Source organism: Bradyrhizobium sp. USDA 4454 (genome assembly GCF_054822705.1).
In genome coordinates this window covers 7286959-7303147 of record NZ_JBTRCN010000001.1, presented here as the reverse complement: position 1 = coordinate 7303147, position 16189 = coordinate 7286959, and the positions used below count along the sequence as shown (strand labels likewise).

Annotated in this window: 12 protein-coding genes; 8 read left to right on the top strand and 4 right to left on the bottom strand. The window is 64.0% G+C overall.

The annotated features are described in order from the left end of the window. Positions 1–667: 667 nt before the first annotated feature. Entirely contained in the window at positions 668–2290 is a 1623-nt protein-coding gene (locus ACVIW0_RS33985; RefSeq protein WP_461356316.1) for an alpha-amylase family glycosyl hydrolase, read from the top strand. A gap of 807 nt (positions 2291–3097) precedes the next feature. Here the strand turns inward: ACVIW0_RS33985 and ACVIW0_RS33980 are convergent. Beyond that, positions 3098–4612 (bottom strand): helicase HerA domain-containing protein, encoded by a 1515-nt coding sequence (locus ACVIW0_RS33980; RefSeq protein WP_461356315.1) that lies wholly within the window; start codon positions 4610–4612, stop codon positions 3098–3100. Between the two features lie 284 nt (positions 4613–4896). Between ACVIW0_RS33980 and ACVIW0_RS33975 the strand changes: the two genes are divergently transcribed. Both ACVIW0_RS33975 and ACVIW0_RS33970 read left to right on the top strand, forming a co-directional pair. Further along, entirely contained in the window at positions 4897–5862 is a 966-nt protein-coding gene (locus ACVIW0_RS33975) for an MFS transporter (protein WP_461356314.1), read from the top strand. After that, positions 5816–6184, top strand: coding sequence for an MFS transporter (locus ACVIW0_RS33970; RefSeq protein ID WP_461356313.1), 369 nt, complete (start codon positions 5816–5818; stop codon positions 6182–6184). The genes ACVIW0_RS33975 and ACVIW0_RS33970 overlap by 47 nt, the downstream gene beginning before the upstream one ends. Positions 6185–6229: 45 nt before the next feature. Here the strand turns inward: ACVIW0_RS33970 and ACVIW0_RS33965 are convergent, their stop codons facing one another. Then, positions 6230–7402 (bottom strand): OpgC domain-containing protein, encoded by a 1173-nt coding sequence (locus tag ACVIW0_RS33965; protein ID WP_461356312.1) that lies wholly within the window; start codon positions 7400–7402, stop codon positions 6230–6232. A gap of 415 nt (positions 7403–7817) precedes the next feature. Here ACVIW0_RS33965 and ACVIW0_RS33960 point away from each other — a divergent pair, with 415 nt between their 5' ends. The 4 genes from ACVIW0_RS33960 (at position 7818) to zigA (ending at position 13129) form a co-directional block, all read left to right on the top strand. Further along, positions 7818–8915 carry an asparaginase gene (locus ACVIW0_RS33960; protein ID WP_461356311.1) on the top strand — a complete coding sequence of 366 codons (1098 nt, stop codon included), beginning with the start codon at positions 7818–7820 and terminating at the stop codon, positions 8913–8915. Positions 8916–8927: 12 nt separating this feature from the next. After that, a complete protein-coding gene (locus ACVIW0_RS33955) occupies positions 8928–9734 on the top strand; it encodes an MBL fold metallo-hydrolase (protein ID WP_461356310.1) in 807 nt (268 codons plus the stop codon). 84 nt (positions 9735–9818) lie between these two features. Next, a complete protein-coding gene (gene htpG / locus ACVIW0_RS33950; RefSeq protein ID WP_461356309.1) occupies positions 9819–11684 on the top strand; it encodes a molecular chaperone HtpG in 1866 nt (621 codons plus the stop codon). Positions 11685–11923: 239 nt separating this feature from the next. Beyond that, positions 11924–13129, top strand: coding sequence for a zinc metallochaperone GTPase ZigA (gene zigA, locus ACVIW0_RS33945; RefSeq protein ID WP_461356308.1), 1206 nt, complete (start codon positions 11924–11926; stop codon positions 13127–13129). A gap of 53 nt (positions 13130–13182) precedes the next feature. Here zigA and ACVIW0_RS33940 read toward each other — a convergent pair whose 3' ends face one another. Then, on the bottom strand, positions 13183–14019 hold the full coding sequence (locus tag ACVIW0_RS33940) for an IS5 family transposase (RefSeq protein WP_461350771.1): 837 nt from the start codon (positions 14017–14019) through the stop codon (positions 13183–13185). A 269-nt stretch (positions 14020–14288) separates the two neighbouring features. On the opposite strand from ACVIW0_RS33940, the gene ACVIW0_RS33935 reads away from it, so the two are divergent. Further along, positions 14289–15440 (top strand): DUF3095 domain-containing protein, encoded by a 1152-nt coding sequence (locus ACVIW0_RS33935; protein WP_461356307.1) that lies wholly within the window; start codon positions 14289–14291, stop codon positions 15438–15440. Between the two features lie 57 nt (positions 15441–15497). On the opposite strand, the gene ACVIW0_RS33930 is transcribed toward ACVIW0_RS33935, so the two are convergent. Then, the gene (locus ACVIW0_RS33930) at positions 15498–15938 is read right to left on the bottom strand and encodes a DUF2147 domain-containing protein (RefSeq protein WP_461356306.1); all 441 of its coding nucleotides are present in this window, start codon (positions 15936–15938) and stop codon (positions 15498–15500) included. Positions 15939–16189 lie beyond the last annotated feature (251 nt).

Sequence of the window (16189 nt, the reverse complement as noted above, 5' to 3'; positions counted from 1 at the left end):
CGGTCCGGCTAGCATCCAGCCACGGCAAGTTGCGCTGCAGCCGGCAGCTTCACTAACGCCGCGAAGACGTGGAAGTTGCTTCTGTCGCTCACCGCAGTTGAGGCGGGCAGCCTGCCGTTCCGGGCTGATGATCTATGCTTCAGTTGGTCGCGTGATCTCGATCTGTCGATGGGGTTGCTGGTTGAACCCGAGAAAGTCTCGATGAACGTTCGCTGCCGCGTCAATCCTGCCGTGTTGCGTTGCGAAGGCCAGAGATCTCGGCTGCCGGCAGCAATCCCCAGAGAGTTGCCGATGGCAGTGCCGTCAGCGAAGCATTTTCCGCAAAATCGCCGCACGCGATAACTCGCCGCCCGCGGAAGAACAACGTAGATCAATTAGGAACCGCCGCTGGCGTATCAAGTTCTTTGCGGATCGAATCCGAGCCGGAGCGGAGAGCTGATGGACAGGCGGCTCCGGCATTTTGTCGTGCCAGTGTCCGACATTCTGCAGCAGCAAGTTTTGGAAGCTTGTGCATGTCCACTTTCGTACCCTGCTCCGCTCTGCCGTCGCTTATGTATGGCGATCCTGCCTGTGGCGTCCGTCCAAACAGGAGGCTCGTTCGAACAACGATCACTCGGAAACCGCAAGTCAAAACAGGCCTGAGAACGGCCGGAGGGCACGGTTCATTATGAGACTGGAGCGCCAAACAGACGCACGCTGGTGGCAGTGCGGCGTAATTTACCAGATCTACCCGCGTTCATTTCACGACATGAATGGGGACGGTGTTGGCGATTTGGCCGGCCTGATCCACCGACTTCCATATCTCGCGGAATTGGGCGTCGATGCCATATGGCTGTCGCCGATCTTCCGTTCACCCATGGCCGATTTCGGCTATGACATTTCGGATTACAAGACGATCGATCCGCTGTTCGGAACTTTGGAGGATTGCGACAGGCTTGTCGAGGCCGCGCATGCGCAGGGACTTAAGGTGATTCTCGATCTCGTCCCGAACCACACGTCTGACCAGCATCCGTGGTTCACCGAGAGCCGGGCGGGGCGCGCGAATCCGAAGCGAGACTGGTACATCTGGAGAGATGGAGCGCCGGATGGCGGAGCACCAAACAATTGGCTGTCAGATTTCGGCGGCAGCGCTTGGCAGTACGATCCGGCTTCCGATCAGTACTATTATCACGCGTTTCTAGCGTCTCAGCCCGACCTGAATTGGCGCAATGCAGAGGTCCGCGCGGCGATATACGATGTGATGCGGTTCTGGCTCGCACGTGGAATCGACGGCTTCCGCGTCGATGTGATCTGGCACCTCATCAAGGATGATCAATTTCGCGACAATCCTGTCAACCCTGCGTTCGGGCCGGGGAGTCCGCCGCACAACGCCGTCATCCCGCTCTATACCGCCGACAGACCGGAAGTGCACGACGTGATTGCAGAGATGCGTGGCGTGATCGATGAGTTTGCCGGACGTCTCTTGATTGGCGAAATCTATCTACCGATCGAAAAGCTCGTGGCCTATTATGGCCGTGACCTTTCCGGGGTACATCTTCCGTTTAATTTCGCGCTGCTCAGCGCGCCATGGGAGGCCAACTCGCTCGCAAAGCTGATCGCCGATTACGAGGCGGCATTGCCCTCCGGTGGATGGCCCAACTGGGTTTTAGGCAATCACGACCGGCCGCGGATTGCGGGACGCATCGGCCCTCGGCAGGCGCGGCTCGGGGCGATGCTGCTGTTGACGTTGCGCGGGACGCCGACGATCTACTACGGAGACGAAATCGGACTGGAGCAGGTGAATATTCCACTCGATCGGCTGCACGATCCGGTCGCGACCAACATGCCGGGGCATGCCCTCGGTCGGGATGGTTGTCGCACGCCGATGCAATGGGACGAGAGTGCCTATGCGGGTTTCTCGGCAGTTGAACCATGGCTTCCGTTGAGCGATGATTGGCGGGAACGGAATGCGGCCGAGCAGAAGCGTGACAAAAGTTCGATCTATTGGCTCTACCGGCGGCTGATCGAACTTCGGCGCAGTAACCAGGTGCTGCTTCAGGGCTCTTATCGGACTATATTGGCGCGTGGGGACCTGCTGCTGTTCATTCGCGAGTACTCCGGACATCGGCTTCTGGTTGCGCTCAATCTGGGCAACGACCCGGCGTCGCTCAATTTTGAAGAGGGGACGCTCAGGGGGCGTCTCATGCTTTCATCGAGTCTTGATCGCGAGGACGAGGATGTGGATGGCCGACTTGATCTGCGTGATGCCGAAGGCGTGATCATCTCGCTTTCCCAGGACGGAGAGGTGTGATGCCGCCTCGGCGGCGCAAGCCTGGTGGTGCTGTCATCATTTCTCCACGCAGCGACGGTCGAATCCTTCAGCAAGGCCCTGCGGAATACGAAGTAATTAAAGCTGATGCGGATCTATAGCGATGGTGTCTGGCGCCTGAAGCGGTAAGGTTCCGCTAGTCGCCCTAGAGTCCGCAGCCGCAACCGGCTTGCTTTATCTACCGGCCCGCCGGAAAGCAGGCAATCCGGGAGCCATTTATGAATCGGATCGTGCTCCGATTTTTCTTGAAACATAAGACGGCTGCGGTCCGGCGCGTTCCTCGCCGAGGCTATTTCGATTACTCTTCATGCGATCGTTGTGAAACTGTCGATTGGACCTCTTGCCGTCAAATCCATTCAGAAGCGTTTGCCGTATTTGCATTCGTACAGGTCCTGCCGCCCTGACTGGACAAATGGCGGATAGTGGCCGCCTCCACCTCAATTGCAGCGCGGCGGGATACCTGCCCGTTGTACCGCCCGCGGTTCACCGCCGTTCCTGCCAGCGCCGCGGCGGCGCCGTCCGAATCGTGAGGACTGGGTGCGCCAGCCGCTCGAAGCAAGCCGGTGCCCGTAATTGAAGGGCTACTCGGGAAGAGAAGTCAAAAATTTAGGAGGGGCTCACTACGTTCGAGGCGCAAGCCGCCCGGTCAGATCGCAACTTGAACCGAATGTCGGTATCGGTGGTTGCGCCTCCCCGCAACCAAATCTCTTTAACCGGCAGAGATGAAAAGCCCGCCTTTCGGCGGGCTTTTTCGTGTTGGGCTATATCTCTATCCTGCGCTTCGCTGCATCACGGCGTTGAGCAGCTCGCGGCCGTCTCCGCCGACACATCATCGACATTCGGATCGGCCGCCGCGGTCGCCCAGGCGAGTTCGACGAGGGTCACGATCCGCCGGCCGGCGCCGTCGAGCTGGCAGACGATCAGCCCCTGATCTTCGATGTAGGTCAGAAGATGCCGGGCGCGACGCAGCGAGTGGGTGCCGTAGGCGCGGGCGATGGCGGCGTCGCCCGGGCAGGGCCAGCCCTCCTTCGCGGCGCGGGCGATCATCATGAAGACGCCCTGCATGTCCTCGGGCAGGACGGCGGCGCGCAGCGCAACCTCCTGCCAGGCATCGTCTTCCGTCATCTCGGCGCCGAGCCCGGCGCGGGCGCGCGTCAGCATGCGGCGGAAATCGGTCAACTCCGGCACCACGGCGCCGAGTCCCTCGATTCGGCAGCGCACCACGAATTCCTGATAGAGCACGCCGATGGCGCGGAAGCCCGCGTCGGGCTCGGCAAGAATGGCGCGCAGGATCCGGTCCAGCCGCTCACGCCGCTCGGCCAATTGCTCGGCGCTCGGCGGTGGCTCCGCGGTTTCTGGATCCGGCTCCGGTGCTGCGGGCTTGGCGGCCATCAATTGGCTGAGCAGGTCCGGCGCCGGCGCCCGGCGCGGCGGCCGCATCGTTTCGGGCGGCGGGGCTGCGAGGATGATGGCGCGTGCGTCCTCCAGTGCCGCCTCCGGCAGCGGCATCAGCCGCGGCGCTGCGTTGCGCGGCTGGGTGTCGGTTGGACCGATGCGCAGGCCGAGCGGACGGCGCGAGAGCGCCGGTCCCAGCGCCATGAACTGTCCGCGTTCGAGATCGCGGAAGGCCTCCGCTTGCCGCCGCTCCATGCCGAGCAGGTCGGCGGCGCGCGCCATGTCGATATCGAGGAAGGTGCGGCCCATCAGGAAGTTCGACGCTTCGGCGGCGACATTCTTGGCGAGTTTCGCCAGCCGCTGGGTTGCGATGATCCCGGCCAGGCCGCGCTTGCGGCCGCGGCACATCAGATTGGTCATCGCGCCGAGCGAGAGCTTGCGCGCCTCGTCGGTCACTTCGCCAGCGACGGCCGGCGCGAACAGCTGCGCCTCGTCCACCACCACCAGCATCGGATACCAGTGGTCGCGAGGAACCTCGAACATTCCGCCGAGGAACGCCGCGGCGCGCCGCATCTGGTTCTCGGCGTCGAGCCCTTCGAGGTTGAGCACAATGGAGACGCGATGGATGCGCACGCGCTCGCCGGCGACCTGCAGGCTGCGCTCGGTGTGGTCCTCTGCGTCGATCACCAGGTGGCCGAATCGCTCGGCCAGGGTGACGAAGTCGCCTTCGGGATCGATGATGGCCTGCTGCACCCAGGGGGCGCTCTGCTCCAGCAGCCGCCGCAGCAGATGGGATTTTCCGGAGCCCGAATTGCCTTGCACCAGCAGCCGCGTGGCCAGCAGCTCCTCGAGGTCGATGGCCGCCGAAGCGCCGGCCGTCGTCTGTCCCATCTCGATTGCTACGGTCATGTGTCTCGACTCAAATTGTCCTTGCGGAGACGCGGCTTAACAAGTCGATCGCGCCCCGTCGAGCCGGCCGCAGCATCATCCCCAGAGACGGCGCGGGACAATATGGACATCATTCACCGTGAAGCGCCGCCGAATCTGCGAGCAACGTTCGCGCCGCGCAGGAATGTCGAAGCCAAAACGGCGTTGCTATTCTCGTGCCGGATACCTCCGTCCCGTTTGCCGGAGGTGTCGCCTCGCGCAAACCTCGGCATAGTCCGCGCACACAAGAAACGTGCGAGGAAACAATGACTGAGAGCATCGTTGATGCCGTCGCGCCGTCGGTCGCGGCGCCTGGTGCGGTGTCGCCGCGAAAAGTGTTCTGGGCGACCTGGTTCGGCTGGATGCTCGATGGCTTCGATTCCTCGATGTACGGCTACATCCTGGTCAGCGCGCTGAGCGAACTATTGCCTGCGAGCGGCATCGAGCCGAGCAAGGCCAATATCGGCATCTATGGCGGGCTGTTGTTCTCGATCTTCATGCTGGGCTGGGCCTGCTCGATGGTCTGGGGCTGGGCCGCCGACCGTTACGGGCGGGTCAGGATCATGTGCTGGACGGTGCTGGTCTACTCGCTGTTCACGGCGTTGTGCGGGCTTGCGACCGGAATCGTGATGTTTGCCTTGTTTCGGTTCGTTGCCGGCTTCGGCATCGGCGGCGAATGGGCCGCCGGCACGCCGCTGCTCCAGGAATCCGTGCCGGAGAACACGCGGGTGCGGCTCGCCGGATGGCTGCATACGGCTACGCCGACCGGATTATTCCTCGCCGCCGCCGTGACGCTGGCGATCGGCAGCACGCTTGGCTGGCGCGGCATGTTCCTGCTCGGCATCCTGCCCGCGCTTTTGATTGCGTACCTGCGCAGCAACATTCCCGAGCCGGAACACAGCGTTGCGCGCGCAGCCGCGGGTCTCGGCCTTGTTTGCCGGCGACCAGGCGCGCACCACCTGGGCGGCCGCGCTGATGATGGCCTGCATCATCTTCGGCCTGTGGTCCTCGAACTTCTGGGCGCCGACCGTGATCTCGACCAAGCTGGTAGCAGCCGGCGCCACGCCTGCGCACGCGCAGGAGATGGGCGCGGTGGCGGGCTTGATCACCAATGTCGGCACCTTGATCGGCTGCCTCCTCGTGCCATGGCTCACCAATTGGTTCGGCAGCCGGCGCCGCACCGCGGTGCTGTTCTTCATCGGCGGGCTGGTCTCCGTCGCGGTCTGCTATGAGATCGCAATCGAATGGCTCGACAGCCTGACGCTGTTCATGGTGCTACTGCCGGTGCTTGGCTTCTTCACCAACGGTGTGTTCGGCCTGTTCACGATCTGGCTGCCGGAGATGTTTCCGTCCGCACTGCGCGGCTCGGGTTCCGGCTTCGCCTTCAGCATGGGCCGCGTGCTCGGTGCCGCCGGCCCGTCGCTGATCGGCGCGCTCGCCGCCCGCACCGGGAGTTTTCCGCTGGCGATCTCGATGCTGTCGCTGATCTATGTGATCGGCCTGCCGCTGATCGCCCTGGCGCCGGAGACGGCCGGCAAGCCGCTGGCGAAATAGCGAACGCGTCGGCTCTCAGGCGCGGCCGTGCCCGTCACGCAGGGGCTATTCCGCCGGCTTCGCGGCCGTTACAGCCTGCGCAGCCGCGGGCGCTTTCGCCGGCGCCTTGTCGACCTTCTTCGACCAGGAGCGGTAGTAGGCGAGGGCGGTCATCAGCACGATGCCGACAATGCTGACCAGGATTTGCATCCAGAGGCTGCCGGAGACCTCGACCAGCAGCACATGAGCGATGACCGCGAGGAAAACGCCGGTACAAAACACTTCCAGTGACTGCTGGCCGCATTTGAGCATCGGCTGGAAGATCGGCCATTCATATCCGGGCCATTCCCGCGGCAGGAATCGGGTGACGAAGAAGGCGAGCACAACGAAATGCAGCACGCGATAGGGCGCGAGGTTGGTCTTGTCGTTCGGATTGAAGGCATCATAGAGCCAGCCCGGCATTGCCTGTCCGAGCTCCGGGAAGCGGCCCGCCAGCGTCATCACCAGCGCGAACAAGAGATAGGCGCCACCGAGCCAGAGGAAGGCGCGCGAACGGATGAACGAGATCGATTCGCTGGCGCCGCCGAGCGCGAACCAGCCGCCGAACACGAACAGGAACTGCCAGCAGAACGGATTGAAATACCATGTACCGGACGGATAGGCCGGCAGGTTCCAGCCGAAATGCCGTGCGGCGAGATAGAGCAGGAACGACGCTGCCAGCGTCAGATTGAGCTTGCGCAGCATCGCCCACAGCACCAGCGGATAGCAGAGCATCAACGTGATATAGAGCGGCAGCACGTCCATGTTGACCGGCTTGAACGCCAGCAGCAGGCCCTGATAGAGCGTCTCGGCCGGGTTGTTCATGAAGCCCGCGACGTTGAATTCGTTCTCCAGGTTCGGGTCGTGATAGCGCTGGGCGAGATAGCCGATTTCGGCGATGTAGATCACGAACAGCAGGACGTGCGCGACGTAGATCTGCCAGGCCCGCTTGATCAGGCGGGTGGCGCCGATCACCGTGCCGCGCTCGAGCATCATTCGCGCATAGACAAAGGACGCGGTGTAGCCGGAGATGAAGACGAACAGATCGGCGGCGTCGCTGAAGCCGAAATTCTTCTGCGTGATCCAGTTCACCGCGTTGTTCGGGATATGATCGAGATAGATCGCCCAGTTGGCGAACCCGCGCAGCAGATCGAGCCGGTAGTCGCGGCCACGCGGCGGCAGAACAGCCTTGACGTCCATCGGTTCGCTCCCATCCCCGGTGCCCGCGCGTCCGGCCGCGGGTCCTCGATGTCATACTAGAACAGGATTTCGACGGCTATGTATCGGTTTCTGGAAACAGATCGCCCCGACAACCGCTCAAACAACGTTGAATTTGGATCAAATCATTTGGGCCGCGGGCCGTGGCAACGCGTAGCAACCATTAGATATGTGTTGTGTGCGATCGGGTTGTCCGATGCCGTTGAGATTGACGCCGTGCTCGCGGCCATTAACCTCGGGCCACCACGGTGTTGATGAAGATGAGCAGCTTCCTGGCGCAGGCAGTCAGCGCACCTTGTGCCCCTTGCCGGCGGCGTTTCCGCCGCAAGTTTGTCCATTTCTTGCGCGACAAAACCATGAGTTGTGGGCAGATAGCTTGTCACTGGGGGAAGAAATGATGCAGCAGTATTCGCTTCGATCGACCCGCTCCGCACGCACGATCATCGGGCTCGCCGCAGCCCTCATGCTTGGGCTTGCGTCGCCGGCTATCGCACAGCAGTCGCCCGCCGGCAGCACGCTGCCCAAGGTGCTTGTGCTCGGCACCGGCGGCACCATCGCGGGCCAGGCCAACGCGCGCGCCGGCAATGCCTACGATTCGGGCAAGGTCAGCGCGGCAAACCTGATCGCGGCGATTCCGGGCATCGACCAGCTCGCCCAGATCTCGGCCGAGCAGATTTCCTCGATCGGCTCGCAGGACATGAACGACAAGGTTTGGTTCGACCTCGTCAAGCGCATTCGCGCCGCCATCGACAACAAGGAAGTCGACGGCGTCGTCATCACCCACGGCACCGATACGATGGAGGAGACGGCGTTCTTCCTGCAAAACGTGCTGGACACCGATATCCCGGTGGTGCTGGTCGGCTCGATGCGGCCGTCGACCGCGATCGGCGCCGACGGGCCGGCCAATCTTTACGACGCGATGCGGGTCGCCTCGGCGCCGGAATCCCGCGGCCGCGGCGTGCTCGTGGTGCTCAACGACACCATCCATGCGGCGCGCTGGGTGCAGAAGACCAATACCACCAGCGTCCAGACCTTCCGCTCGCCCGATGCCGGGCCGGTCGGTTACGTCGACACCGGCTCGCTGCGCTTCCTGGCGGCAGCCCCAGCCAAGGGTGCCAAGCTGAAGCTGCCGGACGCACCGCCGCTGCCGCGGGTCGACATCATCTATTCGCACGCCAACATGGACGCTGCCGAGGTCGAGGATGCGGTCAAGCGTGGCGCCAAGGGCATCGTGCTGGCCGGCGTCGGCGACGGCAATTCATCGAAGGGCGCAATCGACGCGCTGGCGGCGGCGGCGAAGCAGGGCGTCGTGGTGGTGCGTTCGACCCGCGTCGGCTCGGGCTATGTCAACCGCAACGTCGAGGTCGAGGACGACAAGCTCGGCTTTGCGGTCTCGCTCGATCTCAATCCGCAGAAGGCGCGCGTCCTGCTCGAACTCCTGATCGCCAACGGCATCACCGATCCCAAGGCCGTGCAGCAGGCCTTCGCCCAATGACAGGTGGTCTCAATGCCCCTCTGGACCTGCGAGCAATGCGGCGCGCAATTTCCTGAAACCACGGTGCCGCCGGCAACCTGCCCGATCTGCGAGGACGAGCGGCAATATGTGAACTGGAAAGGGCAGACGTGGCTGACGCGCGAGGAACTCGCCGCGCGATATCGGCTGGTCTGGCGCGACGATCTCGGTCTCATCGGACTGGCGGTCGAGCCGTCCTTTGCGATCGGGCAGCGCGCGCTGCTGGTGCCGGATCGCGGCGGCTGCGTGATGTGGGACTGCGTGCCGCTGGCCACGGCCGAGGCGATCACGCATGTCAAATCGCTCGGCGGCCTGAACGCGATCGCGATCTCGCATCCGCATTATTATGGCGCGGTCGCCGACTGGAGCGCGGCGTTCGGCGACGCGCCGGTCTATCTGCACGGCGACGACGCGCAATGGGTGACGCGGCCCTATCGGTCGATCGTGCCGTGGCAGGGCGACAGCCACCGCATCTCCGACGACATCCTCTTGGTGCGCGCCGGCGGACATTTCGCCGGCGCCACCGTGCTGCATTGGCGCGACGGCGCCGACGGGCGCGGAGCGCTGCTCACCGGCGATATCGCGATGGTGGCGATGGACCGCCGCTCGGTCAGCTTCATGTATTCCTATCCGAACTACATCCCGCTCGATGCCACAGCGGTCCGCCGCATCGCGCACGCGGTCGCGCCGCTGGCGTATGACCGGATCTACGGCGCCTGGTGGGGCAAGAACATCGCCGCCGATGCCAAGGCGGCGTTCGACCGTTCGGTCGAGCGCTACATCGCGGCGATCTCGGGCTGACGGTTCCCCCGCTTGGCTTGCCAGCCGGCGCGATCGCGCTATATCAGGGCTTTCCCGCCACCTGAGGTTTGTCCGAGTTTCCGCATGACCAGCACTGCCGCCGCCGAATCCCAGCCGTTCCAGGCCGAGGTTGCCGAATTGCTGCACCTGATGGTGCATTCGGTCTATTCCGAGACCGAAATCTTCCTGCGCGAATTGATCTCGAACGCGTCGGATGCCTGCGACAAGCTGCGCTACGAGGCGATCGCCAATCCCGGCCTGATCACCGACGGCACGCCGCCGGAGATCCGGATCGTCCCGAACAAGGCCGCCAACACGCTCGCCGTGGTCGATACCGGCATCGGCATGGAGCGGGCCGAGCTGATCGACAATCTCGGCACCATCGCGCGCTCCGGCACCAAATCGTTCCTGTCGAAGCTGACGGAAGCCAAGGATGGCGCCAATTTGATCGGCCAGTTCGGCGTCGGCTTCTATGCCGCGTTCATGGTCGCCGAGAAGATCGTCGTGACCAGCCGCCGCGCCGGCTCTGACGAAGTGTGGGTGTGGTCGTCGGAAGGCGGCAGCGGTTTCGAGATCGCTCCCGCCAGCGAGGAGGCGGCCAAGCGCGTCGCGCGCGGCACCGAGATCGTGCTGCATCTGAAAAAGGACGCCGCCAAATATCTCGAAGCTTACGAGATCGAGCGCATCGTCCGCGAATATTCCGACAACATCCAGTTCCCGATCCTGCTGGTGCCGGAGGAGGGCGAACCGCGCCAGATCAATTCGGCGAGCGCGCTGTGGCAGCGCTCGAAATCCGAGCTCAAGCCGGAGGACTACGCGCAGGCCTACAAGCAGATCGCGGGCGCGTTCGACGAGCCGGCGATGACGCTGCATTACCGCGCCGAGGGGCGGCAGTCCTATGCCGTGCTGCTGTTCGCGCCGTCGCAAAAGCCGTTCGACCTGTTCCAGGTCGAGCGCAAAGGCAAGGTCAAGCTCTACGTCCGCCGCGTCTTCATCGCCGACGACGCCGAACTGCTGCCGGCTTACTTGCGCTTCATCCGCGGCGTGATCGACAGCGAGGATCTGCCGCTCAACATCTCGCGCGAGATGTTGCAGAACAATCCGCAGCTCGCGCAGATCCGCAAAGCGGTCACCGGTCGCGTCGTCGGCGAGCTCGAGACGCTCGGCGAGAAGGAGCCGGAGGCATTTGCAAAGATCTGGGACGCGTTCGGCCCGATCATCAAGGAAGGCCTGTGGGAGGACTTCGAGCGCCGCGAGAAGCTGCTGGCGTTGGCGCGCTTCACCACGACGTCGGGCGAGAAGCGCTCGCTGAAGCAAATTGTCGACGACTTCAAGCCGAACCAGACCGAGATCTACTATCTGGTCGGCGACAGCGTCGAGCGGCTGAAGTCGAACCCGAAGCTGGAATCGGCGCGCGCCCGCGGCATCGAAGTGCTGCTCTTGACCGATCCGGTCGATGCGTTCTGGACCTCGGCGCCAATCGATTTCGGCGGCAAGCCGCTGAAGTCGCTGAGCCAGGGCGATATCGACTTCGGCCTGATTCCGCTCGTCGACGACAAGGCCGATGAGAAAAAGGACCAGCCCGAGGCCGATGCCGCGACCACGATCGCGGTGATCAAGGATGCGCTCGGCGAGCGCGTCTCCGATGTCCGCGCCTCGCAGCGGCTGACCGCGAGCGCATCGTGCCTCGTCGCCGGCGGCGACGCGCGCGACCGCGCGCTGGAGCGGCTGCTGGCCCAACAGAATCGCGGCGAGATCACCAAGCCGGTGCTGGAGATCAACCTGCGCCATCCGCTGGTCGCTGCGCTCGCGACCGACACGGCGCAGGCCAGGGACCTGTCGCTGCTGCTGTTCGAGCAGGCGCAGATCCTCGACGGCGAGATGCCCGACGATCCCGCCGCTTTCGCCGGCCGTATCAACCAGCTCGTGCTGCGCGGATTGGCGAAGTAGGGCAACCGTAGCCCGGATGGAGCGAAGCGCAATCCGGGGGGCCCATCCGCGGATCACGCCGCCTCCGGATTGCGCTGCGCTCCATCCGGGCTTCGCATCTGTGAGAATGGCAAAGCTGACCGCGCGCCGCACTTCGGCGCTTGACAGGCTGCGGCCCATTGATGTTATGTTATAACATAACATAAAGCGATGCCGCATGTCCCGCCGCCGTCCATCCCTCCAGCAACTGTTTGATCTCGATGCAAAAACTCCCCGTCACCATCTTGTCCGGCTTCCTCGGGGCTGGAAAGACCACTTTGCTGAACCACGTCCTGAACAACCGCCACGGCCTGAAGGTTGCGGTGATTGTGAACGACATGAGCGAGGTGAACATCGACGCCGACCGCGTGCGCGATGGCGGTGCGAACCTGTCGCGGACCGATGAGAAGCTGGTCGAGATGAGCAATGGCTGCATCTGCTGCACCCTGCGCGACGATCTCCTGAAAGAGGTGCGCGCGCTCGCGGAGAGCGGCCGGTTCGACTATCTGCTGATCGAATCGACCGGGATTTCCGAGCCGCTGCCGGTCGCCGCGACCTTCGAGTTTCGCGATCAAGATGGCCAGAGTCTGTCGGATGTCGCGCGTCTCGACACCATGGTCACGGTGGTCGACGCCGCCAATCTCTTGAAGGACTACGCCTCGACCGATTTCCTCAGCCAGCGCGGCGAGGCGCTCGACGGCGACAGGCGCACGCTGGTCGACCTTTTGGTCGAGCAGATCGAGTTCGCCGACGTCGTCGTGCTGAACAAGATCGACGCCGCGACGCCGGCCGAGCGCGAGGCCGCGGCGACGATCGTGCGCGCGCTCAATCCTGAGGCCGACCTCGTCGAGGCGAATTTTGCGCAAGTCCCGTTCGACCGCGTGCTCGATACCGGCCGCTTCGCCTATGAGCGCGCGCAGCAGCATCCGCTCTGGCACAAGGAGCTGTACGGCTTTGCCGAGCATGTGCCGGAGACGGAGCAATACGGCGTCACCAGCTTCGTCTATCGCGCGCGGCGCCCGTTTGATCCGGTGCGCTTCCACGGCTTCCTGCGCGAGAGCTGGGGCGGGGTGATCCGCGCCAAGGGCCATTTCTGGATCGCGACGCGCCCGGACTGGTGCGGCGAGCTGAGCCAGGCCGGCGCCATCGTCCGCACCGAAGGCCTCGGATCCTGGTGGGCCGCGATCCCGCGCGAGCGCTGGCCGGATCATCCGGACTGGCGGCTGATGATGCAGCGAAGCTGGAACGAGCTCTATGGCGACCGCCGGCAGGAGCTGGTCTTCATCGGCTCCGGGATGAACGAGAGCGACATTCGCCGTCGGCTCGACGCTTGCCTCATCACCGGCAAACCGGGCATGGACCCACAGGCCTGGGCAGGATTGCGCGATCCGTTTCCGCCGTGGCGAAGGGCAGGCGAGGCGGCGTGATGTGATAGAGATGCGCCCTTTATCCCCGTCATCCTGAGAGTCTGACTCATAAATCACCCAACCTTAGCTGCAGCCGCGATTCTGCGGGTCAGGAGCCTGATGTGTGCAATCAGCAGCCAGGCAGCTTCGGTTGCCACCGTCGCCTCGAAGTCCTTGGCGAGACGGCGGCATCTGCCGAACCAAGCGAATGTGCGTTCAACCACCCACCGCCTCGGCAGAAGCTGGAAGCCTTTGACGCCGTGAGGCCGCTCGACGATCTCGATAGTCCATGGACCGCAGTCTGAGAGCGCGTCGAGGAGTTGATTTCCGCGGTAGATCCGGTCGGCAAAGACGTGGCGCAGCCGGGGGAAGTTCATCCGCACGTTCTTCAGCAGCGGTACGGCGCCATGGCAGTCCTGAACGTTGGCCGGATGAACATGAACCCCAAGGAGGAGGCCATTGGTATCCGTCACGATATGCCGCTTGCGGCCGTAGATGCGCTTGCCTGCATCGTAGCCGCGCGGTCCGCCAGCTTGCGTGGTTGGCGCACTTTGACTGTCGATCACGGCTGCCGTCGGCTTCGGTGTCCGTCCAAGCTTTTTTCGCGCCCGTCGGACAAGCACGCTGACAATCCTCTGCCACCGGCCTGTATCCCGCCATCTATAAAAATAGCCCTGCACCGTCGAATAGGGCGGGAACTCCTGCGGCAACGCCCGCCACTGGCAGCCGGTCGAAACGATATAGAGGATCGCTTCGATCACACGACGCAGCTCCGTCTTACGCGGCCGGCCGCGCCGGTTCGCTCGCGGCAACAGGCGTCTGATCACCGCCCACTCCGCATCGGTCATATCGCTTGCATAACGCAGATCGTCCCGCCGATATTGCTCCCGAGTGATCTTGGTCCAGGGCATCGTGCTCTCCCTCGAATCTTTGCAAATCCGATGGAATCACACCCACTGAGATCACTCACCCATTTTTCAGTCAGGCTCTGAGGAGCCGCGAAGCGGCGTCTCGAAGGATGCACGGCCCGGCTGGTGGCCGATTCATCCTTCGAGACGGCCGCGTTGCGGCCTCCTCAGGATGACGGGCCTCCTCCGGGCTGCGGTTCAAAACCGAGTCGCAAACGGCCGCGTATCTGCTAGAGAACCCTTCAACCGGGCAGAAACAACACGGCGTTGCGATGGCTGGCGGCAGCGAGATCTTCTACGGCGGCATTCCGGTGTTTCGCGGCTTCGCGCGGCTGATGGATCCGGCGCTGTATGCGCCGCTGCCCGATGACTGGACGGTTGGCGTCGCCGATATCGTCGAATCGACCAAGGCGATCGCGGCGCAGCGCTACAAGGCGGTCAACATGGCCGGCGCCGCGGTGGTCGCTTCCGTCACCAATGCGCTGGACGGCCGCGAATTCCCTTTCGTGTTCGGCGGCGATGGCGCAAGCTTCGCGGTCGCTCCCGCCGATCTCGACAAAGCGCGCGAGGCGCTGGCGGCGACCGCGCGCTGGGTTCGCGACGACCTCGATCTCGTATTGCGGGTAGCGCTGGTGCCGGTGGCCGCGATCCGCGCCGCGGGTGCCGATGTCCGCGTTGCACGGTTCGGGCCGTCGGCCAATCTATCCTACGCGATGTTCTCCGGCGGCGGTCTCGCCTATGCCGACGCCGCGATGAAGCGCGGCGAGTTCGCGGTCGACCCGGCGCCGCCGGGCACGCAGCCCGATCTGTCCGGCCTGTCCTGCCGCTTCGAGGTGATGCCGTCCGCGCGCGGCGTCATCCTGTCGGTGCTGGTGCTGCCGGCGAAGGATGGCGATCCCGCAGCCTTCCGCAAGGTGATCGAGGATATCGTCGTCCGCACCGAGAAGAGCCCCGATGCCGGACGGCCGGTGCCGTCGGGGGGCCCGCCGCTGCGCTTTCCGCCACAGGGCATCGACTACGAAGCGCGCGCCAAACGGTTCGGCGGTCCGCTCGTGTTGCGGCGCGCCGCGGTGCTCACCTTCGCGCTGTGGGCCTACACGCTGATGCGATTCAACATCCCGGTCGGCAAGTTCGCGCCGAAACGTTATCTGCAACAGGTGGTCGAGAATTCAGACTTCCGCAAATTCGACGACGGCCTGCGCATGATCCTGGATTGCACGCCGGAGCTTGCCGCCGAGCTCGAGCAGCGGCTCGTCGCCGCCGCCGTGCAGGGCGTGGTGCGCTACGGCCTGCACGAGCAGGATGCGGCGATGATGACCTGCTTCACCCCGTCGGTGATGCGCGCCGACCACGTCCACTTCATCGACGGCGCAAGCGGCGGCTACGCCTCGGCCGCCACCGTGCTGAAAGCGCGCGCGGCGTAGATTCGATCAAGCGGGAGAGGGGACGCCGTCCCTTTGCTGTCAGAGTTCGGTCAGAGATTACTTCCCGACCCGCGTCCAGGTCTCGCCGCCGCACAGCGCGCCGACGCAGCCTTCGACGCGCAGTGTGCTCTCGCCGGTCACCGAGATGCTGCTCGCATAGGTGCCGCCGTCGTCGGCATTGTAGATATGGCCCGACCATTTGCCCGCAGCCACCGGCTGCATGCCGGAAAACAGCGGCAGCCCGATGATCGGGCGGTTGGCCAGCGAGGGATTGGGATTCTTGTTGTCGACCTGCGGCTTGCCGGTCATCGGATCGATCGGGTCGCGCAGGCTCACCACCACGCCGCAGATGCCGCCGCCGCATTTGCTGATCTTGACGCGGGCGTCGCCCGCCTGGGTCTGCCAGACGCCGACAGGCTCAGGCGCGCTTTGTGCCCCGGCAGGCGCGGCAAGTGCCGTCGCGATGATTGCGATCACAAATCCGAGTCTGCAGGCCATGGCTGTTCCCCCCGAGCATGATCCGGACCGGTACGGCCGCGTTAGCGCAAAGTGCGAAGCGGTTTTCCGAAAAGATCATGATCAAACAAAGAGCTAAAGCGCGATGACGATTCGACCCAATCTCATCGCGCTTTAGAGGTCGGCCTGCATAACAAGTCGAAAGATTTCTGCAATGTCATATTCGCGCGAGCAGGCGCGTGTGACCCGGAAAATTTTGTTGTGTATTCCGGCGGCCGTCATGCTCAGGCAAC